17 protein-coding genes are annotated in these 22,271 nt (G+C 63.5%); 12 read left to right on the top strand and 5 right to left on the bottom strand.

The window, feature by feature from the left end; genetic code table 11:
• Nucleotides 1-84: 84 nt before the first annotated feature.
• The 5 genes from U9J33_RS19875 to U9J33_RS19855 all read left to right on the top strand — a co-directional run bounded on the left by U9J33_RS19875 (nt 85) and on the right by U9J33_RS19855 (nt 6,765).
• Nucleotides 85-1,386 (top strand): efflux RND transporter periplasmic adaptor subunit, encoded by a 1,302-nt coding sequence (locus U9J33_RS19875; RefSeq protein ID WP_324699778.1) that lies wholly within the window; start codon nt 85-87, stop codon nt 1,384-1,386.
• 15 nt (nt 1,387-1,401) lie between these two features.
• On the top strand, nt 1,402-2,079 hold the full coding sequence (locus tag U9J33_RS19870) for an ABC transporter ATP-binding protein (RefSeq protein ID WP_185999929.1): 678 nt from the start codon (nt 1,402-1,404) through the stop codon (nt 2,077-2,079).
• Nucleotides 2,080-2,089: 10 nt separating this feature from the next.
• A complete protein-coding gene (locus U9J33_RS19865; RefSeq protein ID WP_185999928.1) occupies nt 2,090-4,510 on the top strand; it encodes an ABC transporter permease in 2,421 nt (806 codons plus the stop codon).
• A gap of 28 nt (nt 4,511-4,538) precedes the next feature.
• Nucleotides 4,539-5,765, top strand: a complete 1,227-nt coding sequence (locus U9J33_RS19860; protein WP_324699777.1) for a TolC family outer membrane protein — start codon at nt 4,539-4,541, stop codon at nt 5,763-5,765.
• 109 nt (nt 5,766-5,874) lie between these two features.
• On the top strand, nt 5,875-6,765 hold the full coding sequence (locus tag U9J33_RS19855) for a DUF1838 family protein (RefSeq protein WP_185999926.1): 891 nt from the start codon (nt 5,875-5,877) through the stop codon (nt 6,763-6,765).
• A 45-nt stretch (nt 6,766-6,810) separates the two neighbouring features.
• Here U9J33_RS19855 and U9J33_RS19850 read toward each other — a convergent pair whose 3' ends face one another.
• The 3 genes from U9J33_RS19850 to U9J33_RS19840 form a co-directional block, all read right to left on the bottom strand.
• On the bottom strand, nt 6,811-7,554 hold the full coding sequence (locus U9J33_RS19850; protein WP_185999925.1) for an SDR family oxidoreductase: 744 nt from the start codon (nt 7,552-7,554) through the stop codon (nt 6,811-6,813).
• A 28-nt stretch (nt 7,555-7,582) separates the two neighbouring features.
• Complete coding sequence (locus U9J33_RS19845; protein WP_324699776.1) at nt 7,583-8,869, bottom strand: cytochrome P450; 1,287 nt, start codon at nt 8,867-8,869, stop codon at nt 7,583-7,585.
• Between the two features lie 392 nt (nt 8,870-9,261).
• Nucleotides 9,262-10,134: an SDR family NAD(P)-dependent oxidoreductase gene (locus U9J33_RS19840; protein ID WP_186000171.1), complete on the bottom strand. Its 873-nt coding sequence runs from the start codon at nt 10,132-10,134 to the stop codon at nt 9,262-9,264.
• Nucleotides 10,135-10,528: 394 nt separating this feature from the next.
• Here U9J33_RS19840 and U9J33_RS19835 point away from each other — a divergent pair, with 394 nt between their 5' ends.
• Nucleotides 10,529-11,323, top strand: a complete 795-nt coding sequence (locus tag U9J33_RS19835; RefSeq protein WP_185999924.1) for a sugar phosphate isomerase/epimerase family protein — start codon at nt 10,529-10,531, stop codon at nt 11,321-11,323.
• Between the two features lie 318 nt (nt 11,324-11,641).
• Nucleotides 11,642-11,959, top strand: a complete 318-nt coding sequence (locus U9J33_RS19830) for a hypothetical protein (protein ID WP_324699775.1) — start codon at nt 11,642-11,644, stop codon at nt 11,957-11,959.
• Between the two features lie 77 nt (nt 11,960-12,036).
• Here the strand turns inward: U9J33_RS19830 and U9J33_RS19825 are convergent, their stop codons facing one another.
• Nucleotides 12,037-12,783 (bottom strand): SDR family NAD(P)-dependent oxidoreductase, encoded by a 747-nt coding sequence (locus U9J33_RS19825; protein WP_185999923.1) that lies wholly within the window; start codon nt 12,781-12,783, stop codon nt 12,037-12,039.
• A gap of 81 nt (nt 12,784-12,864) precedes the next feature.
• On the opposite strand from U9J33_RS19825, the gene U9J33_RS19820 reads away from it, so the two are divergent.
• Both U9J33_RS19820 and U9J33_RS19815 read left to right on the top strand, forming a co-directional pair.
• Nucleotides 12,865-13,617: a GntR family transcriptional regulator gene (locus U9J33_RS19820; protein WP_324699774.1), complete on the top strand. Its 753-nt coding sequence runs from the start codon at nt 12,865-12,867 to the stop codon at nt 13,615-13,617.
• A gap of 153 nt (nt 13,618-13,770) precedes the next feature.
• Entirely contained in the window at nt 13,771-16,449 is a 2,679-nt protein-coding gene (locus U9J33_RS19815) for a glycoside hydrolase family 2 TIM barrel-domain containing protein (RefSeq protein WP_324699773.1), read from the top strand.
• A gap of 33 nt (nt 16,450-16,482) precedes the next feature.
• Here the strand turns inward: U9J33_RS19815 and manD are convergent, their stop codons facing one another.
• Nucleotides 16,483-17,691 (bottom strand): D-mannonate dehydratase ManD, encoded by a 1,209-nt coding sequence (gene manD, locus U9J33_RS19810; protein WP_185999922.1) that lies wholly within the window; start codon nt 17,689-17,691, stop codon nt 16,483-16,485.
• 92 nt (nt 17,692-17,783) lie between these two features.
• Here manD and U9J33_RS19805 point away from each other — a divergent pair, with 92 nt between their 5' ends.
• The 3 genes from U9J33_RS19805 to U9J33_RS19795 all read left to right on the top strand — a co-directional run bounded on the left by U9J33_RS19805 (nt 17,784) and on the right by U9J33_RS19795 (nt 22,226).
• Nucleotides 17,784-18,539, top strand: coding sequence for a FadR/GntR family transcriptional regulator (locus U9J33_RS19805; protein WP_185999921.1), 756 nt, complete (start codon nt 17,784-17,786; stop codon nt 18,537-18,539).
• A 169-nt stretch (nt 18,540-18,708) separates the two neighbouring features.
• The gene (locus tag U9J33_RS19800) at nt 18,709-20,031 is read left to right on the top strand and encodes a glycoside hydrolase family 1 protein (RefSeq protein ID WP_186000167.1); all 1,323 of its coding nucleotides are present in this window, start codon (nt 18,709-18,711) and stop codon (nt 20,029-20,031) included.
• 302 nt (nt 20,032-20,333) lie between these two features.
• Complete coding sequence (locus U9J33_RS19795) at nt 20,334-22,226, top strand: tannase/feruloyl esterase family alpha/beta hydrolase (protein WP_185999920.1); 1,893 nt, start codon at nt 20,334-20,336, stop codon at nt 22,224-22,226.
• Nucleotides 22,227-22,271 lie beyond the last annotated feature (45 nt).

Genomic DNA, 22,271 nt, shown 5'->3' with positions numbered 1-22,271 from the left:
CAGTGTGTCCGCGGCCGGACGGTCACTGGGACCGGCATCTTCAAAAACTCCAGCATTCATTGAGGTTTAGGCTTTCCGGCGGACATGGGTGACACTGTTCCCATGATGACCGAACAGCCCGTACATGCAACCGTTTCCCCCGGCGCGGAGATGGATCGCAAAGTCGAGCGCCGCCGCGCGCCGCTATGGCGGCGGCCCGCCGTTCTGGCGATTGCCGGCGTCGCGGTGGCCGCCGTGCTGCTCTGGCGGCTGCTGCCGGCCAGCGGATCGACCGATATCGCCGCTGCCCAGATCGAGACCGGCATAGTAAGCCGCGCGCCTTTCGCCGACTATCTGCCGGTGCGCGCGGCGGTTGCGCCGAAAGTCACCACGCTGGTCGGCGTGCTTTCGGGCGGGCAGGTCGAGAAGCTGCTGGTGCAGGACGGCGCCATGGTTTCCGAAGGCCAGCCGCTGGCCTCGCTCGCCAATCCCGAACTGCGGCTCGACGTGCTGACCCGCGAGGCGCAGATCGCCAGCCAGCTTGGCGGCGTTGCGGGGGAGAACCTCGGCATCGAGCGCAACCGCATCGACCGCGCCGGGCAGGTTGCGCAGGCCAATTACGATCTCATCAAGGCCCGCCGCGAACTGGCTATCCGCCAGCAGCTTTACGATCAGGGCTATCTCTCCGATGCCGGTGTGCGCAGCTATGCCGAAGAGGCCGCCTACCAGCAGAAGCGGCTGGCCCAGTTGCAATCGGGCAGCGCGCGCGAGGCGGGCATCACCGCCACGCAAGGCGCGCGGCTTGGTGACACCCGCAGCCGTCTCGAAAGCAATCTTGCGGCCGTGCGCGCCAGCCTCGATGCGCTGACGATCCGCGCGCCGATGGGCGGCCGCCTCACCAATTTCACGATCCAGCCCGGACAGGCGCTCAAACCGGGCGATCCGGCCGGGCAGGTCGACAGCGAAGGTTCGTGGAAGCTGACCGCCGATGTCGACGAATATTACCTGCGCCGCGTCGCCGTGGGGCAGACGGCCATTGCCGATGGCGCCCGCCTGACTGTTTCGAAAGTCCTGCCCGCCGTGAAGGATGGGCGTTTCCGCACCGAACTGGATTTTGCGGGCGCGCCGCCCGCCGGGCTCAATCGCGGGCAGACGCTCGACATCCGCATCACGCTTGGCAGCACCGCGCCTGCGCTGGTCGCCCCTGTCGGCGGCTGGCTGGAAGCGGGCGGCGGTTCCTCGGTCTTCGTGCTCGACGCCGATGGCGCCCATGCCCGCCGCCGCGCCGTGAAGACCGGCCGCCGCAATCCCGAACAGGTGGAGATCCTCTCCGGCCTCCAGCCGGGCGAGCGCATCGTCACCTCCAACACCTCGTCGGTCACCGGCGACATCCTCAATATCCGCTAACAGGGAGCCATTCTCATGATCCGACTGGAAAAGATCCAGCGCCGCTACGTTTCCGACGAAGTGGAAACGACGGCCCTTCGCGATATCGACCTTGAGGTGGCCGCCGGGGAATTCCTTGCCATCATGGGGCCATCGGGCTGCGGCAAGTCCACCCTGCTCAACACGCTCGGCACGGTCGACCGGCCCACGGGCGGGCGCTACCTGTTCGGCGATCGGGATCTGGCGGCGATGGGCGAGAAGGACCTGGCGAAGTTTCGCGGCTCCACGCTCGGCTTCGTGTTTCAGAGCTTCAATTTGATCGATGAACTGACCATCGAGGAGAACGTGGCCCTCGGCCTTGCCTACCGCAGCAACGGCGGGGATCGCCGCGCGCGGGTTTCGGCGGCGATGGACAAGGTCGGCATCGCGCACCGCGCGCGTCACTTTCCGCACCAGCTTTCGGGCGGCCAGCAGCAGCGCGCGGCGATCGCCCGCGCCATCGTTGGCGATCCCCGGCTGATCCTTGCGGACGAACCGACCGGCAACCTCGATACCGCCAATGGCGAGCAGGTGATGAACATCCTCCAGGCGCTGAACGACGAAGGCGCGACCATCGTCATGGTCACGCACTCGCCCAGCCATGCCGACATGGCCAGACGCCGCATCGACATGCTCGACGGGCGCATCGTCGCCTCGGCCATGCGCTCGATCTGAGGGGCCGGGGATGAACCGCTTCGCCTTGCTTTCGCTCTACCGCTCGCTCACCCGCCACAAGCTCTATGCCGCGCTCAATGTCGGCGGGCTGGCGGTGGGGATCGCGGTGTTCCTCGTCCTGGGGCTCTACGCCCGGTTCGAAACCAGCTACGAGAAGTGGCTGCCCCGGCATGAGGGCATCTATGTGGTGCAGACCGTGTGGAACCTGCCGGAAAGCCCGTTCAACGGTGCCTATCCCTATACGATGAGCGGCCTGCTCGAACAGATGCGCGAGGACTTTCCCGGCCTTGTCGGCACCCGCATCCGGGGCGGCAGGAACGGCGGCGTCGTCATTCGTGGCGGCGTTGCCGCGTCGGTCGATGTCGCGCAAGTCGATCCCGCGTTTTTCGACGTGTTCGACCTGCCGATGGTGCGCGGCAGCGGCACGGCGCTGCGCCAGCCCACCAGCGTGCTGATCAGCGAAACCCTGGCCCGCCGGTATTTCGGGACAAGCGATCCGATCGGCCAGACCCTGACGATAGCGATGGACAAGACCATCAATTACCGCGTCGCCGGGGTTTTCCGTGATCTGCCCAGGAATACCGATTTCAAGCTGTCGCTGCTGGTGCCGATGCCCACCACGCCGCCTGTGCCGCAGTGGTTTCATTGGGGCAGTTCCTCGCTCCAGACGTTCCTGCGGTTCGACACGCCGGAGGCCGCGCGCGCTTTCGAACAGAAGCTGCCGCCTTTCGTGAACCGGCGGGGCCTTGCCGATCTGGGCAAGGATGCCTGGAAGACGCAGCAAATCTCGCTGCTGCCGCTTGCCCGCATGCATCTGGAACCGGAAGGGCAGGCCAGCGCCAGCCAGAAGATCACCGTCGTCACGCTTGCGATCGTAGGACTTCTGACGCTGCTGGTGGCCACCGTGAACTACGTCAATCTGGCAACGGCACGCGCCAATCTGCGTGCCCGTGAAGTCGCCATGCGCAAGGTGCTCGGCGCGGACCGGCTTGCGCTGGTGCGGCAGTTCCTGTCCGAAGCCATGCTGACGGTCGGCGTCGCGGCCCTGCTGGGGCTCATTCTGGCCGAACTGAGCCTGCCGCTGGTCAATGCCGCCGGCGGCCTGACGCTGTCGATCCCCTATGCGCTGGTCGTTCCCGCGCTGGTGGTGCTGACGCTCGTCGTCGGCCTGCTGGCGGGCTTCTATCCGGCGCTGCTGCTTTCCGGATACCCGGCTGCGAGTGTGCTGGCTTCTGCCCGTTCGCCCGGCGGCGGCCGCGTGGGAACCCGCGTTCGGGAGGGGCTGGTCGTGCTCCAGTTCGGCCTTGCCATCGCCTTCATGGTCGGCACCGGCGTGCTGGTCGCGCAGACCCGCCATGTCCGGCAATCCGATCTCGGCTTCCAGCGAGAGGGGCTGATGGTGGTGCTCTCCACCCGCGACAGCCTTGTCGCCACCGCACAAACGCGCGCGGTCGTGGCGGCGATCCGCGAACTGCCTTCGGTTCGTGCCGCCGCGCTCGGCAACAATGCGGTGGGCGGCAGCGGCGAGAACAACGCCGATAACGTGCCCCTGCCGGGGCGCGCCGGAGACGGGCCTTCGCTGCGCTGGATGATCGTCGGGCTCGATTTCTTCAAGGTTCACGGCACCCGAATCCTTGCCGGCCGGGTGTTCGACGAGAGCCACCGCGACGACGATGCGCTTTCCCGCACCGACGGGCAGCAACGCAACATCGTCATCAACCGCCGCGCGGTATCGACGCTCGGCTTCCGCTCGCCAGAGGATGCCATTGGCAAGACTGTCGGTGGCAATCGCCCACGCACGATCATCGGCGTGGTCGAGGACATGCGCTTCTTCTCGCCGCGCGAACCCAACAGCGCCAGCTACTACGTCTATTACAGCGAGCCGGAAAAGGCCTACACGACAGTCGCCTCGATCCGCTTCGCCGGCGATCCGCGCGTGACGATGGATGCCGTGCGCGCGATCTGGCAACGCACCGTGCCGCAAGTGCCGTTCGAGGCGGAAACCGCCGACACTCAGCTTGGCAAGTTCTATGAGGCGGACGACCGCGCGACGCGGCTCTTCGCCATTGGCGCGGGCCTTGCCGTGCTGATCGGCTGCGTCGGGCTATGGGGGCTGGCGTCCTACAACACCCAGATGCGGATCAAGGAAATCGGCATCCGCAAGACCCTTGGGGCATCCTCCGGCGATATCGCCAGGCTGCTGGTCGGCCAGTTCCTGCGCCCCGTGCTGCTGGCCAACCTGCTGGCATGGCCGCTTGCCTTCGTGGCGATGCGGACATGGCTGGCCGGCTTCGACGACCGCATCGCGCTTTCGCCGCTCTTCTTCATCGGTGGCAGCCTGCTGGCAACGGTGATCGCGATCCTGACGGTACTGGGCCAATCGCTGCGGGCCAGCCGTGCGGCTCCGGCGTGGGCGCTGCGCCATGAATAGGGCCATGCAAAGAGGATCGGCGTGGGCCGTGTCCGCCTTGCTGCTCGCCTCTCCGGCTTCGGCCGAAACCCTCGGCGAGGCGATAGCCGCCGCTTACGAGACCAACCCGCAGCTTGCCGCCGCCCGCGCCCGGCAGGAAGCCCTTGCCGAAACGCCTGAACAGGAGCGGGCACTCGCCCGGCCCACGGTGTCGGTCGATGGCGATGCCGGCTACGACCGGCAGGGCTATGGCAGGGCAGGATCGCTGACCGCGAACCTGGCCCTGCCGGTCTGGACCGGTGGCCGGGTTTCTTCGGCGGTGCGCGCGGCGAACGGGGATGTCGCCGCCGGGGAGGAAGGACTGCGCGACACTGCAGCGGCGATCCTGCAAGGCGTCGTCGCTGCTTATGCCGCGCTGCTCTACAACCAGCAGGCGGTGGAAGTGGCCCGCGTCGGCATCGAGCGGCTGGATACCCAGGTCGCCGAAACCCGCGCTCGCTACGATCTCGGGCAGGCGACGCGCACCGACGTCGCGCAGCTCGAAGCACAGCGTTCCACCGTCATCGCCAACCTTGCCGATGCCGAAGGCGCGCTTGCCACGGCGGCGGCGACCTATCGCGCGGCCGTGGGACGTGACGCGGGCGTGCTGACGGCCGATGTCCCATCGCCGGCCGCGCTGCCCGCCAGCAACGACGATGCGCGCCGGGCGGCGGAAGCGGCCAATCCCCTGCTGCTCCAGCAGCGCCTTGCGGTGGAAGCCTCGACCGCGCGAATTGATCGGGCGCGGGCGGAAGGCGCGCCTTCCGTCGATCTTGGCGGGGCTTACGGGCGCGGCGGAAGGCTGGCCGGCGGGAACCTGCGCGATTTCGAAGGCGCCGCCTCTGTCGGGATGACACTGCGGGTGCCCTTGCTCACGGGCGGTCTCGTCTCCTCGCGCGTGCGGCAGGCCGAGGCAAACAATCGGGCAGAGCGGTTTCAGGCCGATGCGGCTGAGCGCGAAGCCGTGCGCCGCGCGGACACGGCCTGGGCCATGTTGAAGGCGGCACAGGGCAGGCTTCGCGCCAATGGCGAAGGGCTCTCCGCCGCCGATCTCGCGCTCAAGGGCGTCCGCGCGGAATATGGCTTCGGCCTGCGTTCTACGATCGACATTCTCGTTGCGGATCAGAGCTTCCGCGCCGCACAGCTTGCTGTCGCCCTGGCCCGGTCCGACGTGCTGGTGGCCGAGGCCGCCTTGTTGCGCGCAACCGGCAGGCTTGACAGGACGGCATATGAGTAGAGCGGCGGCGCTTCGCTCTCAATTCCCCGAACGGCGGATAATCGCGCAAGAGCTGTGCCGGTTCTTCGGTCATGGGCAAGAATAGAGCTTCCATGACGCGGGGTGTGTGATGTCCAGCATGTTCGATATTGCCCGGCCGGGGCGGCGAGACGCCTTGAAACTGGGGCTGGGGATGGCCGCGTCTACCGCGCTGCCATCGGTAACGGCAGGAGCGGCGGCGCGTCAGCTTGATCCTGCCGACCCTGCCGATGCCCGGCTGATCTATCGCAAGCTGCGCTACCGCACGGATGACGGATTGCTGTTTTCCTGGATCAAGGGGCCATACATGGCATCGACGGGCGGTGACCTCGTTCCCATGTACGCCCTGAACCTCGGGGCCATCCAGCGTGTGACGCAAAATGCCGACGGCAGCTTCGAGCTCATCGATCTGGAGATCAGTTTCCGCGTCGATGTACAGACCGGCGAGCGGTTGAAAACCTTGCGCAACCCCGTCACCGGAGAGACGGTGACGGTCGGCGGGCGCGGGCCTGTTCCCACTCACCTGAAAGTGTCGGCCGACAACGAGTTCGTCATCCCGGAAGTGCCCGGCCAGCCGAAATACGAGCATGAACATATGCCGGTCAGCTTCTTCCCGCTCGGCCGTACCGAACTGGCCCTTCGCGACCGCTCGCACGCGCGCGTCACCGCGCCGGACGGCTCGGTATCCTTCCTCAACGAAGTCAGCACGATCGCCGGTCCGCGCGAAATCGTGCTCGACCCCCGAACCACGACCGTCAACGCCCGCGTCCAGTCGAACGATGTTCGCAGCTGGCCGGCATGGCTGAAGATGGACGACCGGCCCGGATCGCTGGCGCTGTTCGCGAACGGGGGCAAGGTCAGCCGCTTTGCCGACCTGCCCGACGATTGGCATGCCATGCTGAAGCGGTACTATCCGCAGATTGCCGCGGATCCGATCGCGGTACTGGATGGCAAGGTCAAGGTGGAAGCTGCGACCTGGTGAGCCTGACGAGGGACCGGCGCACAGGCGTTCAGGCCAAGGGGTGCACTACATGTACATGCCGCCGTTCACGCCGAGAACCTGGCCGGTGACATACCTCGCATCCTCGGATGCGAGGTAGGCGCATGCTCCAGCGATGTCTGCGGGCGTGCCGGGGCGGGAGATCGGGATCATCTGGACGATGGCCTCCAGCGGAAAGCCGCTGCTCTCCGCGTGGCGGTGCATGGTCGGCGTCTCGACGAGCGAGGGCGGGATGGTGTTCACCGTGATGCCGTGCGGCGCGAATTCGCGCGCGAGTGCCTTGGTCATGCCGATGACGCCGCCCTTCGATGCCGAATAGTGGACCTGCTGCGGCCCGCCGGACTGTGCGGCCTGCGATGAAATCGTGACGATCCTGCCCCAGGACTGGTCGATCATGTCCGGCAGGGCGGCCTGCACCGTGTGGAATACGCCGGTCAGATTGACCGCCAGCATGCGATCCCACAAGGCCTGGCTGAGGTCGGCGAAGGGTACGAATTCGGAAATGCCGGCGTTGGCGATGACAATGCCGATCGGGCCGAATTCTGCCCGGACCCGGGCATAGGCGGCATCGATGGCTTCGCGATCGGTAATGTCGAGCGCATGGGTGAGGACCTGATGTCCCTCTGCCCGCAAAGCTTCCGCTTCGTTTTCCAGCAGGTCTGCGTTCATGTCGAGCATCGCGGTCGGATGGCCGTCGCGGGCAAAGCGCTGGGCAATACCGAGCCCGATGCCACCGGCTGCGCCGGTGACGATGACTGTTTTCCTGGTCATGTAATTTCCTCGCAAAAAGGATGGGGGATCAGGCCGCGGCCGGCGTGAATTTCAGATGGAGCTCTTCCAGCCCGCGGATGATGAAGCTCGGTTCGTAGCTGAGATCGGGTGCGGACGCGGAACCGTGCCGGGCTTCGTCAAGGGCGATGTGGCTGGTATGTTCCAGAAACCGCTCGATGATGATGCGGATTTCCACTCTCGCGAGCGGGGCCCCCGAGCAGACGTGGCCACCACGACCGAATGCGACCTGCTCGCGCAGTTTTGGGCGGTTCAGCTCGAACTGATCGGGATTGTCCCAGCGGGCGGGATCCCGATTGGCGGCCGCCAGTGCGAGCATCACCTTGGTTCCCGGCGCAATTTCCATCTCGCCGATCTTCGTCGGTCGGCGCGCCAGACGGAATGTCACCTTGCTAGAGCCCTCCAGGCGAAGGATTTCCTCGATGAAGGCCGGAATCAGGCTGCGATCTTCGCGCAGTTTCTGCTGCAAATCCGGCATGCGGGCCAGATAGAGCATGGCATTGCCGAGCAGCTTGGCGCTCGTATCCGCACCGGCTCCGAACAGGAAAGTGCTCATCTTGACGAGATCGATGATGTCCGGAAGCGATCCGTCGGGATAGGTGGCCGTCGCCAGGTCGCTGAGAACGTCACCGTTTGGAGCGGCCCTGCGCTCCATGAGGTAGCGGACGAAGTAACCGGCCATGAATTCCAGCGGACCGACATCCGTCGTCGCCCCTTCCGCCGCGATGCTGCCCGGAGGCGGACCCTGATCGAGGATATTGCTGAACACTTCGCGGTCCTCGGACGGAACACCGAGCAAATCCGCGATCACGAGGGTGACGAACGGAACCGAGATCTCCTTGATCAGTTCGCATCGACCCGTGCGAACCACATCGCGGACGATCCGGTCGGCAAGATGCTGAATGTATTCCTCGTTCGCCTTGAGGCGGGAGGGAACGAACAGGCGGTTGAGCACGGCGCGTGCATTGGAATGATGGACGTCGTCAAGCGCGACCAGAAGATCGCCGGCAACGATCTGGTCGCGATGCGCCTCGATCTGCGCGGTGATGTCGTTGCCCTCGGGTGTGAAGGGCAGGGGGAGCGCCGGGCCGCCGGGGGCGATGGAGGAGGAGAAGTCCCGGGGATTGTTCAGGACTTCGAGCGTCTCGTAAAATCCGGTAACGATCAGCAGATCCCGGGTCTTGGGCTGGTAGACCGGGCCTTGCGCACGCAGGGCCCTGAAATATTCGTAGGGGTCCTTCAGGAGCGTAGGGTCCGTAAGGTAGTCGCGGTCCTTCAGGGCCAGTTCCTCGGTCACAATTCTCTCCAGGACTTTATCGTTTTCGGGCTGCTCACCTCGCCGCGGACGCTGGCCCGGCTGCGTTGTGCGCATGATTTTCGTCACGCGAGAATCCTGACGTAAAGATCCCCGGTCTCTCGACTGAAAACAAAGCTACCAACCAGTTGGTATATCGTGCAACCGAAATCGTGCCACTGCTGCGCGCGCCAGGCCGGAGATTGATCCGCGCGTAAGGGAATGAGCCGGAAAGCGGCACATTTTAGCCGGACAATGTGCGGCGAATAACGTGCAGGCGATTGCCCGCATGTGCGCGGTGCTGTCCTGCGGGCTGCTGATGAGCCCGCCGGTGGAGAGGAGCAGTTTATCGGCGCCGGCTCATCTGCCGAGAGAGGCGCCGAGGAACGCCGTGCTTACTTCACCTTGTAGGCCGCGAATTCCGGGGTGGGCGTGTCGGTCGTCCTGCGGACCGAAAGCGGGTAGTTGCCACCGCGATCCTTTATCTCATACTCCCGGCCGACTTCGGCGCCGATGACGACCTTTCCGTTCCAGCGCTCCATCATGCGCGGATCGTTGAACATCGCCCAGGCGACATGGCCCGTATATTCGGTGGATTCGAGTTTGCCTTCAAGGTGGCCGAACTTTTCCGGCGCAGCCTCCATCATCTCGAGAAGCCGTTCGGTCGTCAGTGGGCCCATCCAGATCGAAGCTGCGGCAACATGCGATCCGGAATCGGCAAAATCGATGCCCATGTCATGCGCCATCTTGTCCACGCCAGCCTTTTGCGCGCCATAGCAGGGGCCGAAGCAGTAGTGGTTTGCGCCGGGTGAGGAGGTGAACAGCACAAGGCCCTTGTCCTGCTTCACCATGTGCGGTGCGGCGTACCAGCTTGCGACAAAGCCGCTGCGCAGGCCCACATTCATCATCTCGGCAATCTCGAGGGGCTTTTCCCAGAATTGGCCCGGCGCCGAAATCGCATGGCTTTGATAGCAGGCATTGTTGATGAGTATGTCCAGGCGCCCTTGCTCTTCGATGATCCTGTCAATCAGAGCCTTGACCTGTTGATCGTCGCCATGGTCGCACTGAACCGCGATGCCGTTTCCGCCGGCTTCGGTCACTTCAAGAGCGGTTGCATGGATGGTTCCAGGCACTTCCGCGTCTCCGGGATTGAGCGTGCGGCCAGTGACGTAGACGGTGCAGCCATGAGCGCCGAGAGCCCGCGCAATCCCTCTGCCCGCGCCGCGGCTGGCGCCCGTGACCAATGCGACGGTGCTGTTTACGGCCATTTGCATTCTCCCAATTCCCGATGGTTCTGACTTCGCGCGGAATCGCGGGTGACCGCGCGATCCCTGTCTGCCGGAGTGGCCTGCCTACCAGCAAAAATTGCGGAGGCGAATAGGCGGGCCGATTCATCCTGTATACGATCATCGCGTATATCGTGGGCGCCCAAAGGTAAATTGGCGTGTTCAATGGGTGCTGGAATAGCATTGAATACAATATCGGGTTTGGGATCGACGGGGCAGTGACGGCTGACCTTGCCATGAAAACCAACTGGTCGGTAAGGTGCTGTGGCGCTCGCCGCGAATCGAAGTTCGCCGGGGAGATGTCGCGGCTCGGTACGTTCGGGAGCTAGCTTGACCGCACAGCGCGCCCTGAACGGGCGGCACAAGGGAGAGAGTCATGCCGAAATTCTCGCTGGACAGTCTTACGCTTACCGACACCGAACCGATGGAACTGATCGAAGCGGCCGCAGAGGCGGGCTTCGGAACGATCAGCCTGTGGGTTCAGCCGCCGGCGCTCTATCCATCGTCTGCCTGCACGGCGGAAAAGGAAGCGGATTGTGCGCGCCGCATCCGGGACACGGGCATCGCGATAGAGACGCTGGAGGTTTTCGATCTTCATTCCTTCGAAGCGCTCGAAGCCTATAGGCCCGCGCTTGAGCGCGGCGCCCGGCTTGGTGGGAAAACGGCCCTTGTGCTCAACTACTCCAATCCCGACCGCGGGCAATCCGCCGAACTGCTCGGCAAATTTGCAGAGATCGCGGCGGAATACGGCATCGGCGCCAATCTGGAACCGGTTGCGGGAGGGAAGACCAGCTCGCTGCAGCAGGCCGCCGAACTCATCGCCGCGTCCGGCGCGGATGCCGGTGTCGTCCTCGATCCGTTCCATCTGATCAGATCCGGGGGATCGGTGGCCGATATTGCGGCACTTCCCGAAGGAATGATCCGTTACGTCCAGCTCTGCGACGGGCCTTTGCAGGTGCCGCCGGAAATTGCCGCGAGCGAGGCGATCGGGCATCGTCTTTATCCCGGCGAAGGAGAATTCCCGTTGCTGGAGATCCTGCGCGCTGCGCCATCGGATGTGACGATCGGGATCGAGTGCCCCAGTCTTGCGCGTGTGCGGGCAGGGCAAACGGCCTCCGTGCAGGCCAGGGAAGCGATGGCGGCAATAAAGCGGATTTTGCAGGAAACCTGATGCAGGACGCGGCCGAAAGTCCATCGCTGTGCCGATATCGACGGGTCGGGGTTGCCGCAAAGCTGCGCGAATCCACAATCGGCTGTCCTTGGTTATCGCTTTCCAGTCCGGCGATTCTCGCAACACTGTCCGGCCATGGCGATTTGCGTTGAGGAACCGAACGGTTGGTATATCAGTCTGGCTGCCGAAGGCTCTGGAGGAGTCGCTCCCGGTGCAAGGCGGGATGCGGTCCGGATCAGGGTACATGAGGCAGGGACAAGGGATGGAGTGCCGGTGGCAATGTGCCGGCTCGGAGAGATCAACCTGAAAGGAACTGAAATGGGAATGTTTCGCAACCTGATGCTTGCAGGTGCAGCCGCGCTTGCCGTGCCCGTGGCGCTTTCGCCCGCGATTGCTGCCGAAGCGCCTGCGGCGCCGGTCTATTCAATCAATACCGATCTCGGCACGTTGCTGGACAACCCGCAGACCAAGGCCGTCCTCGACAAGTATATTCACGAGATGATCAGCAATCCGCAGATCGATATGGCGCGTTCCATGACGCTGCAGCAGCTCCAGTCCTATGCCGGCGATGCGCTGACTGACGAGAAGCTGAAGCAGATCGATGCGGATCTGGCCAAGGTTCCTGCCGCAAAGTAGGGCCTTTCCGGCACCCGGTATAAAAAAGGGGCGGCGAAGGCTGCCCCTTTTTCTTTCATGCGATCCTCAAGCTTTCATCAGTTGAGATAGCGGCCGCCATTCACGCTCAGCGTATGGCCCGTGATGTAGTCGGCGTCTTCCGATGCCAGAAATGCCACTGCGGCTGCGATGTTTTCGGGCCGTCCCGCGCGTCCCATCGGTGTCATCGGTGCATATGCCGCTACATCGACGGGAGATTCCTGCAGCCCTTCGGTGTTCACGAACCCCGGCGGAACGGCATTGACGGTGATGCCGCGCTGCGCGAATTCCATGGCGAGCGCCTTCGTGAAACCCAGAACCCCACCCTTTGACGCAGCGTAGTGCGCCTGATTGGGCGTCCCTGCCTGTGCCGACGACGATGCGATATTGATGATCCGCCCCCAGCGGAGTGCCAGCATGTCAGGGACGATTTCCTTGACGCAGAGGAACGGGCCCTTGAGATTGATGGCCATCAGCTTGTCCCATGTCTCCTCGTCGAGTTCCTCGAACTTCGCGAATGGAGAGAGCGCGGCATTGTTCACCAGTATCGAAATCGGGCCTAGCGCTTCGCGGCTCCTGACCGCCGCATCGCTGATCTGGCCCGCGAGGGAACTGTCCGCCGCCAGACCTATGGCCTGCCCGCCGCGTTCGGCGATCAATTGAGCGGTCTCGCGGGCTCCGGCCTCGTTCAGGTCCCAGACGGCTACTGAAGCACCGTCGGCCGCGAGCCGAAGAGCGATGGCGCGGCCCAGTCCGCGTGCTCCGCCGGTGACGACGGCTGTCTTGCCTTCAAGCGACAAAGTCATTCTCCCATTTTTCAGATTGTATACAATACCTGTCGCATGGTTCCATGGTGTTTGCAAATCGGGAGGCGCCTTGCCCCGGAAATGCAGGAAGTCTACGATGCGGGGCTAACGATCTTGAAGGGCAATGGAATGGGCGATGAATCCGATCTGGCGGGCGACCGAGTTGCCAGGATCATCGCTGAGCGGATCATGACGGGGCATCTTGCCGCCGGCGAGCCGATCAAGCAGGACGAGCTTGCGGTGGAGTTGGGAACGAGCCGGATCCCGGTGCGCGATGCGTTGAGGATACTCGAAAAGCGGGGAATGGTTTCGCTGCGCGCCAATGCGAGCGCGAAGGTGGTCAGCCGGACCGTGGAGGACATGGATGTTTCCTATCGCATCCGCGAGGTTCTCGAACCGATGCTGCTGGCCGAAAGCATTCCCCATCTTGACGAGGAGGCGATCGACGCGCTTCGCCAGCTCAAAGATCGCCTTGCCGATGATTTGGGGTATGAGGAATATCTCGCGCTTACTCGCGAATTCCATGTGCTCTGTTTCAGCGGGCATCGGGCGCCGCTGCTGTCTCACATCATAGAATGGCTATGGGATACCACTTATAGTTACCGCGCCGCCTTTGCGCGCATGTCCGTCGCGGATGAGGAACGTCTGCGGGCGATGCGGGTGGAGCGCGAATTGCTCTTCGATGCCATTTCTCACCGGGAAGTGGACTTGGCGCAGCGGATCTGGGCCATTCAGGTGAGGCGTACTCACAAGGCGCTGCTGCGTTACGCGGATCGGGCGGATTTGCTGGGAAGCGAAACGCCGGCAGGCGCAAGGGGCAATTCTTCCCGCTGATTTCGAAGTGGATACAGGGTGCGGGCGTGCCGGAACGCCGCCTGCGCGCCATTGGCATTTCCGCTCGCCATTGACCAACCTCATTTGGACTGACAGAGTTGGACCGATTGGTCCATGATGGTCAGTCCAAAAAGTTGCAATGGGGATGCTCCGGTGACAAGATATGCGAAGGGCAAGCGCGCCCTGTTTGCGGCACTGCTTGGCTGCTGCTGTTCTGCTTTCGCTCCTTCCGTCGCCCAGGCGGCAAGCGCCCAGCAGCCCGCGGCGCAGGGCAGGTCCGTGCTCGATCTATCGCAAGGCTGGCGGTTCCAGGTCGGCGATCAGCCGGAGGAGGCCAGCCGGCAAGGTTTCGACGATGCGGCCTGGCAGACGGTTTCCGTTCCGCACACCTGGAACCGGCTTGGGGAGTATGTGAAGGAGCGATCCTCGTCCGCCAACAACTACCAGGGGGCGGGCTGGTATCGACTCCACGTCAAGGCGCCCCGGGCAGCCGCGCGCGAGCGACAGTTCCTTGACTTCGCGGGCGTGGGCAAGATTGCCGACATATGGGTGAACGGCACGCATGTGGGGCGGCACGAAGGAGCGTTCGCGCGCTTCAGGATCGATGTTACAGCCGTCTGGAAGCCGGGCCTGGACAATCTGGTCGTCGTGCGGGCGGACAATTCGAAGCCTACCGCGGACAACGAAAGCGGGCAGGTCATACCGCTTTCGGGCGATTTCTTCGTCAATGGCGGAATCTACCGGGGCGTGACCCTGCTGACGGCGCCGGATGCCGGTGTCGATCTGCTCGATTTCGGCGGGCCCGGCGTTTACGCGAAGGCCACTTCGGTCACGCCGGAAAGCGCAAGCGTGGACGTGCTGGTTCGCCTGCGCAATCAGGGCGCATCACCCCGAAAAATGGTGATGACCACAACCCTTCGCGATGCCGGGGGGCGAACGGTGGCAACACAGTCGCAGACGTTGAGCCTGGCGCCGGGGCAGGATTCCCGGCAGGTGAGCCTGTCGCTTCCCCGCCCGCACCTGTGGAACGGCCGGGCCGACCCCTACATGTACTCCATTGCGGTCGAGACAAGGGAGCCGGGGGCGGCAAGGCAGACTGTCACCGTGCCGCTGGGCGTGCGATCGTTCTCGTTCGATGCCAATGCCGGCTTCTTCCTGAATGGCAAGCATGTGAAGCTGCAGGGGGTTTCCCGCCATCAGGACGTCATGGGCAAGGGATGGGCGCTTTCGGATGAAGACCATGCCCGCGACATGCGCATGATCGAGGAACTGGGGGCCAATACCGTGAGGCAGGCCCACTATCAGCACGCCGATGCATGGTCGGACGAGGCAGATCGCTCCGGCATGGTGGTCTGGGCGGAGCTGCCCTATGTCACGACGCCTTCGCTGTCGGGCGGGAAGGGCAGCGACCGGCTATGGGCGAATGCGGAGCAGCAGCTTCGCGAGCAGATCCGGCAGAACTACAACCATCCCTCGATCATGATGTGGTCGGTGGGCAACGAGGTCGATTCCGCCAAGGGTTTCGGCGTCCAGGGAGAGCCGCCACAGCCGCTTGCGCTGCTCAGGCATCTCAACCAGATCGCCAAGCAGGAAGACCCGTCACGCCCGACCACTTTTGCTGATTGCTGCGAAGGGCTGACGATGTTCAAGACGGCCGGCGAAGGGCTGGCCGGGGCCGCCGATCTTATCGGCTACAACCGTTACTACGGCTGGTACATGCCCAACCCGACCGATGCGCGCAGGCAGTTCGGCGAAGCGCTGGACAAGCTTCATGCGGATCATCCCACCTTGCCGATTTCGGTTTCGGAATACGGCGGCGGAGGATCGCTCACCCAGCACAGCGACAATGTGCGTGCCGGCTTCGTGAACATGGCGGGACGCCCCCAGCCGGAAGAATTCGAATCCTTCGTTCATGAAGAGAACTGGCCGGTCATTCGCGAGCGGGATTATGTGTTCGCCAGCTGGGCGTGGAACATGTTCGATTTCCCCAGCGACTTGCGGCAGGAGGGCGATGCGATCGACCTCAATACGAAGGGGTTGGTGAGCTTCGATCGCAAGACCCGGAAGGACGCCTTCTACTACTACAAGGCGCAGTGGAATCCGGAGCCGATGATCCATCTGACGGGCAAGCGCTACGTCGACAGGGCCTATGCGGTCATGGAGGTCAGGGCCTATTCCAACGCCGCGAAGGCCCGGCTTACCGTCAATGGCCAGATGATTGGCGAGACCGACTGCCCCGACCGCATATGCATCTGGCCGGATGTCAGGCTTGCTCCCGGGGAAAACCGCGCGGTGGTCGATGCCGAGGTCGGCGGCGCGAAGGTGAGCGATGCCACCGTGTGGACCGGTCCGAATCCGGCCCTTTCCGGCATTGCGATCGATGCCGGCGATCTGGCGGGGCGGGTCGTGGCGGGGCGCCGGTTCGGCTCGGACAATTTCGTGACCGGCGGCGCGCCCATGATCCTCAACATGGAGGGCTTCGGCCGCAAGGCGGCCAATCCGCGCCGGGTCGAAGCCGGGTCTCCGGAGCTCTTCGAGTTCTGGCGCGAAGGCGAGGCGTTCTCCTATGCGATACCGGCTCCGGACGGCCGCTGGAAGGTGACGGTGCTCACCTTCCAGCCGAGCCCGGCGGCACCGGGCAGCGCGATGATGGCAATATCGGCGAACGGCGCTCTCGCAGTGCCGGCCTTCAATATTGCCGCATCGGCCGGCGGCGCGCTGAAGGCAAAGTCGATCACCTTTGCTGTAGATGTCAGGGGCGGCGTGCTGAAGCTCGACTTCGCCGGCAAGGGCGGCAAGGCGGTCGTCGCCGCGATCACGCTCGACAAATGATGTGAAAAGGGCGCCCCAGGGGGCGCCCTTCGATCACCAGTTCCACATCGTGCCGTCTTCGAGGCGGGCGACGGGAAGATAGGCCGGCTTGTAGGGATACTTTGCCGCCAGCTCCTCGTCGATGTCGACGCCGTGTCCGGGCGTTTCGCCGCAGATGAGATGGCCATCTTCGAAGCGGTAATCGTGCGGGAACACCGCATCGGTTTCCTCGCTGTGGCGCATGTATTCCTGGATGCCGAAATTGGGGACCCAGGTGTCGAAATGCAGGGCGCAGCCCATCGTCACCGGGGAAAGGTCCGTCGCGCCGTGGCAGCCGGTGCGGATCTGGTAGAGGGCGGCCAGATCGGCGATGCGGCGCAAGTGCGTGAGGCCGCCCGCGCCGACGACCGTGCAGCGGATATAGTCGATGAGCTGGTTCTGGATCAGGTCCTTGGCATCCCAGATCGTGTTGAATATCTCGCCCACCGCCAGCGGCGTGGTGGTATGCTGGCGCACGAGGCGGAAGGCCTCCTGATTTTCGGCAGGCGTGCAGTCCTCCAGCCAGAACAGCTGGAACGGTTCCAGCATCTTGCCGAGGTTGGCGGCCTCCTGCGGCGTGTAGCGGTGATGGCCGTCATGCAGCAGGTGGTGGCCGAAGCCGTAAGTCTCTCGCAGCTTTTCGAAAAGGCGGGGCACGTGGTTGAGCGCCTTGCGCGTATCCCAGCCCGTTACCGAAGGAAGCGCGGCGTCGGCAGGCTCGTAGAACAGCTTGCCCCGGCCCACGCCATAGGCGTCCTTGATGCCGGGAATTCCGGTCTGGGCGCGGATGGCCTTGTACCCCATGTCGATGTACTGGCCCACGGCATCGACCGTTTCGGCGATATCGCCGCCATTGGCATGGCCGTAGACCATGACGCGATCGCGGCTGCGCCCGCCCAGAAGATCGTAGACCGGCATTCCGGCCATCTTGCCCTTGATATCCCACAGCGCCATGTCGACCGCGGCGATCGCGCGCATCGTTACGGGGCCGCGCCGCCAATAGGCTCCGCGATAGAGATATTGCCAGATGTCCTCGATGCGGCGCGGATCCATGCCGATCAGGCAGGGGATAACGTGATCCTCCAGATAGGATACGACGGCCTTCTCGCGCCCGTTGAGCGTAGCGTCGCCGATTCCGTAGACGCCCTGATCTGTCTCGATCTTGAGAGTCACGAAGTTGCGGCCCGGGCAGGTCACGATGACCCTGGCGCTATGGATAAACATCTGGCGTTCCGGCTCCCTGTTCCGCCCGCCTTGACGGCGCGGTGTCGTTCTGTACAACTTCTCGTATATTGGTCAGGCCAAAAGAGAGCAATATGTCTGAACGTGAAAATGCCTCCGGAGGGCGGCTCTATCAGGAGCTTGCCCGCAAGCTGATGGAGGAACTGGTGGCGGGCCGTTACGTCGTGGGGTCGCGCCTGCCCGCGGAAAGGGACATGTGTACCATCTACGGCGTCAGCCGGCCGATCGTGCGCGAGGCGATCATCGCGCTCGAAGTGCAGGGCTTCGTGGAGACGCGGATTGGATCGGGTGCCTATGTCGTGCGCCTGCCCGGCCATAACGATGTGCCCGGCTTCGATATGACCGCGTTCGAACTGACCGAGGCGCGTCTCATGGTCGAAGGGGAAGTGGCGGCTCTTGCGGCAACCCAGGCGACTGCCGAGGATCTGCGGGAAATTTCATCGCTCGTTGACCAGATTGCCAGCGAGAATTGCGATCCGCTTGGCAAGGAACGCGCGGACCGGGCTTTCCATCTGGCAATCGCAAGGGCGACGCGCAATCGCGCGATGATCGATCTTGTCGAGCGTTTGTGGGACCTTCGCGAGGCTTCGCCCGAAAGCGCCCTCCTGCACGACAAGGCCAGAACGGCCAATGTGAAGCCCGTGGTGGACGAGCATACGGCAGTACTTGCCGCGATCGAGGCGGGCGATGCGGCGGCGGCAAGGGCGGCCATGCGCGGCCATCTGGCATCGGTGCTAGACAGCCTGTTGTTCGCGACGGAGGAAATGGCCGTGGAGGAAGCGCGGCGCGCAACCGAGGCGAAGCGCGCAAGGTACATTCGCACGAACTGAAGACTTCGGCGCGGCAGCAATTTTCCGCTTCCGCGCCAAATCATATGCCGATGGGTCGCCCACAGGCATACGGCGATACCGCGCAAAGCAGGGTCGCGACAAAGAACATAGATCGAATGGGAGAGAGATTATGGAGGATCGACAGGTTCGTTTCGACCGCCGCAAGGCAATGGCTGCGACTGCTGCAATGGTCGCGGGCGCTGCTGGCATCGGCGCATCCGCCGCACTGGCCGCACCGGCTTCGCGCCGGTTTCCCAAAGGCTTTCGCTGGGGCGCTTCGACGGCGGGTTACCAGATCGAAGGCAATAACGTGAACGCGGATCTGTGGCTGATGGAGCACGTCAAGCCGCAGACGTTCGCGGAGTTTTCCGGCGATGCCGACGACAGCTATCACCGTTGGCGGGAAGACATTGCGGTGATGAAGGCGATCGGGCTCAATTCCTATCGCTTTTCCATCGAATGGTCCCGCATCGAGCCGACGAGAGGTCAGTTTTCTCAAGCCGAGATCGACTATTATCGCCGCTTTGCAGAAGCTCTGCGCGAAGCGGGGATCGAGCCCGTCATGACCTTCTATCATGTCGCGGCGCCTCGTTGGTTCGCTGAGGCAGGAGGCTGGCTCAATCCGGATTCGCCGGACCTGTTCGCCAATTATTGTGACCGGGCCGCGCGTCAGCTTGCGTCGATCATCGGCGTTGCCTGCACGATCAACGAGCCGCAGGTCGGCCTCACCTATCGGACCATGCCCCAGTCACAGGCCTACTTCGGAAAGCTGGACGAGGCGCAGGAGGCCGCACACCGGGAGGCTGCGCGCGTGACGGGTAGCGCGCGCTTCGTCACGATGAACCATCCCGATATCAAGGGCATGACGCCGCAACTCATGGCCGCCCATGAAAAATCGGTGCAGGCGATCAAGGCGGCGCGGGGCGATCTTCCGACCGGCGTCACGCTGAACCTCGTCGATTTCCAGCCCGCGAACGAAGGCGCGAAGCACCAGGAACTGCGCAAGGCCGCTTATGGAGACTGGCTGGAGGTTGCCAAGCGCTCTGGAGACTTCGTGGGGGTGCAGACCTATCGGCAGGTTCGGATTCCGGGCGAGGGTGCCAAGCTTCCCGATCTCCCGGACATGCCTTACGTTGATCGCGCGCATCTCGAAGAGATGATCAAGCAGCCGCAGGCGCTGCGCAATACGGTCGAATATGTTCACCAGCAGACCGGAAAGCCGATCTTCGTAACGGAAAACGGCCTCGAAACACCCGATGATCGCAGGCGCGCCTGGTACATTCCGCAGGTCCTGTCCCAGCTTCACGATGCGATGGATGCGGGCGTACCCGTTATGGGCTACATGCACTGGTCGCTGATCGATAACTTCGAGTGGCTTCAAGGTTATAAGCCCCAGTTCGGGCTGGCCGCCGTCGACCGGCAGACCTACGCGCGTAAGCTCAAGCCAAGCGCTGCCGTCTACCGGCAAATCATCCGCGCCAACGCGGTCTGAGGGCGCGGCCCGCGGAACCACGCGAATTTACCGCGATACTGCAACGCCTGGCGCTGCGGTATCGCGGCGCTTGGTATTCAGGCCAGAACCTCCTTCCTTTGAGAAACGAACAAGCGGTTTCTCTCCGGCACGTGCCGATCCCGAATTTGGCGTTGGAAACCGCATTGTCCGAGGCCGCGGACTATTTCTGGCCCGGCAATAAATTCGTTGTAACTCCCCTCGGTCTAAATTATCTACCGATTAGTCGGTAAAAATAATGCCGAAGCTGCCTGCAAGGGCGGCGGATCGGGAGGGAGAACGAAATGATCGGATATCGCGATTTCACGCGCGCACGGTATGTGGCCTGCAGCGTACTGGCGATTGCCTTGTCGGGTTGCAGTACAAGCGACGCCCCGCTGCCGGTTGCTGCCTCAGGGCCGGAGCCCTCTTCGATCAATGACGAGACTTTGGCTGCCGCCTGCAGCGCCGCAGCACTGCAAAACGTCGCATCCGTGCTGGGCCAGGGTGTTACGGTAAAGGCCATTCCCAATGGCGCAACGGTGCCTGGAGGCGCAAGGTTCTACGCTTCGACCGCCACGACGCCTGCATTCTGTCAGGCAGTCGGCAGCTTCGTGACCAACCCTGCAACCGGCAAGACCGCGAATTTCATGGCGACTTTTCCGGCCAACTGGAACGGGAAGTACATGCAGGTCGGCTGTTCGGGGCACTGCGGCCAGTTCTTCGTAAGCGATCCGGCCATGCCGACGATCGTCATTACGAGCCAGGGCAAACCGATGGACGCGATCACAAAGGGATACGCGATCTTCGCGACTGACGAGGGGCACACCGGAATGGCCGGCGGAACCTGGGCGGTGAAGCCGTCGGGCGAAGTGGATGAAGACGCGATAGAGGACTTCTACTACCGGGCAGACAAAGTGCTCTCGAAAATGGGGAAGGACTTCACGAAAGCGTTCTACGGTTCGCTGCGAAACCGGCCGCAATCGATCGCCTATTCCTATTTCAACGGCTGTTCCGGCGGCGGACGCGATGCGCTTGTCGCCGCAAGCCTGTTTCCTGAAGCATTCGACGGCATCATAGCGGGATCGCCCTACAACACGTCAGGTGGGGCGTTCCAATTCGCCGGTGTCCCGATCGCGTCCTTGCGATCACCGGCGGCGCAAGTGACGCCTGCTCTCGTTTCCCTGATCCAGCCCATCGTCATGGCGCAATGCGACAAGCTCGACGGCGTTCAGGATGGGCTGATCCAGAACCCGGCCGCCTGTAATTTCCGACCGGAACGCGATCTGCCGATCTGCAAACCGGGGCAAGCATCGGGCACCTGCTTTACCAAAGAACAGGTCGAGACTGTGAGCACGCTCATCAGTGCAGTCACCGATGAACGCGGCGCGGTCGTGCAGCCGGGCCTTGCCGTCAGTGAATTGCAGGGAACGTCGTTCATTACGCCCAAGCGTCCTGCAGACCTTTCGGCCGCGGAACCTTTTCCGGGCTCGGACAATGGCGATGTCGCGAACAACGGATATTGGCCCCTTGCCGATGCCATGCTCAAGGTCTTCGTCCATGACAACGATCGCAATTTCCATACGCGTTCGGTCGTCAGCTTCGCCAGTGGAGGGACCGGTCAGGTCTCGAACTTCCACATCGTCGTGCCCGGTTCGGAAGTTGCGCTCCTGCGGCGCAAGGCCTTTTCGGGCATTGGGCACCGGCCGGAGGGGTTCGACAATCTGCTCAAGTCCAGGACGCGTCTGCTGATCTGGCACAATCTTTCCGACAACGTACTCACCCCTTACGCTTCGACGAACCTCTACAACCAGCTTGCATCGCGCCATGGCGGTTATGCGAAGGTGCAGCAGAGCGTACGTCTGTTCGGGCTGCCCGGAACGCCGCACTGCAGTATGGGCGGCATTGGCCCGAACACGTTCGATGCCATCGGAGCAATGGAGAAGTGGGTTGAAAACGGCCGGGCTCCCGACGCGCTGATGGCGACGCTCTATCCGGTCAACGGATTTGGCGTGAAGGATTTCTCGAAGGCACCGGGACGGACCATGCCGCTCTGCAAGTATCCGGCAATGGCGCGGTACAAAGGCGCTGGCGATGTCAACGACGGCGCAAACTGGGAATGCCCCGCCAACGATCGCAGAATGCTGGAAATCGGCGAGAGCGGAAGGCAGGCAGGAGTCATCGGCCCGAAAATCTGACCGGCCGGGGAAGGGGGGGCTCTGGAATTCCCCCTCGACTGCGCT

It is taken from the genome of Novosphingobium sp. RL4 (genome assembly GCF_035658495.1).
Classification (GTDB): Bacteria; Pseudomonadota; Alphaproteobacteria; order Sphingomonadales; family Sphingomonadaceae; genus Novosphingobium.
This window is presented reverse-complemented; position numbering and strand designations above follow the sequence as displayed.

Bases quoted from the DNA above. Each gene is read 5' to 3' on its own strand.
- U9J33_RS19875 (WP_324699778.1), top strand. From the start codon at position 85: ATGGGTGACACTGTTCCCATGATGACCGAACAGCCCGTACATGCAACC.
- U9J33_RS19870 (WP_185999929.1), top strand. From the start codon at position 1,402: ATGATCCGACTGGAAAAGATCCAGCGCCGCTACGTTTCCGACGAAGTG.
- U9J33_RS19865 (WP_185999928.1), top strand. From the start codon at position 2,090: ATGAACCGCTTCGCCTTGCTTTCGCTCTACCGCTCGCTCACCCGCCAC.
- U9J33_RS19855 (WP_185999926.1), top strand. From the start codon at position 5,875: ATGTCCAGCATGTTCGATATTGCCCGGCCGGGGCGGCGAGACGCCTTG.
- U9J33_RS19850 (WP_185999925.1), bottom strand. From the start codon at position 7,554: ATGACCAGGAAAACAGTCATCGTCACCGGCGCAGCCGGTGGCATCGGG.
- U9J33_RS19840 (WP_186000171.1), bottom strand. From the start codon at position 10,134: ATGGCCGTAAACAGCACCGTCGCATTGGTCACGGGCGCCAGCCGCGGC.
- U9J33_RS19835 (WP_185999924.1), top strand. From the start codon at position 10,529: ATGCCGAAATTCTCGCTGGACAGTCTTACGCTTACCGACACCGAACCG.
- U9J33_RS19830 (WP_324699775.1), top strand. From the start codon at position 11,642: ATGGGAATGTTTCGCAACCTGATGCTTGCAGGTGCAGCCGCGCTTGCC.
- U9J33_RS19825 (WP_185999923.1), bottom strand. From the start codon at position 12,783: ATGACTTTGTCGCTTGAAGGCAAGACAGCCGTCGTCACCGGCGGAGCA.
- U9J33_RS19820 (WP_324699774.1), top strand. From the start codon at position 12,865: ATGCAGGAAGTCTACGATGCGGGGCTAACGATCTTGAAGGGCAATGGA.
- manD (WP_185999922.1), bottom strand. From the start codon at position 17,691: ATGTTTATCCATAGCGCCAGGGTCATCGTGACCTGCCCGGGCCGCAAC.
- U9J33_RS19805 (WP_185999921.1), top strand. From the start codon at position 17,784: ATGTCTGAACGTGAAAATGCCTCCGGAGGGCGGCTCTATCAGGAGCTT.
- U9J33_RS19800 (WP_186000167.1), top strand. From the start codon at position 18,709: ATGGCTGCGACTGCTGCAATGGTCGCGGGCGCTGCTGGCATCGGCGCA.
- U9J33_RS19795 (WP_185999920.1), top strand. From the start codon at position 20,334: ATGATCGGATATCGCGATTTCACGCGCGCACGGTATGTGGCCTGCAGC.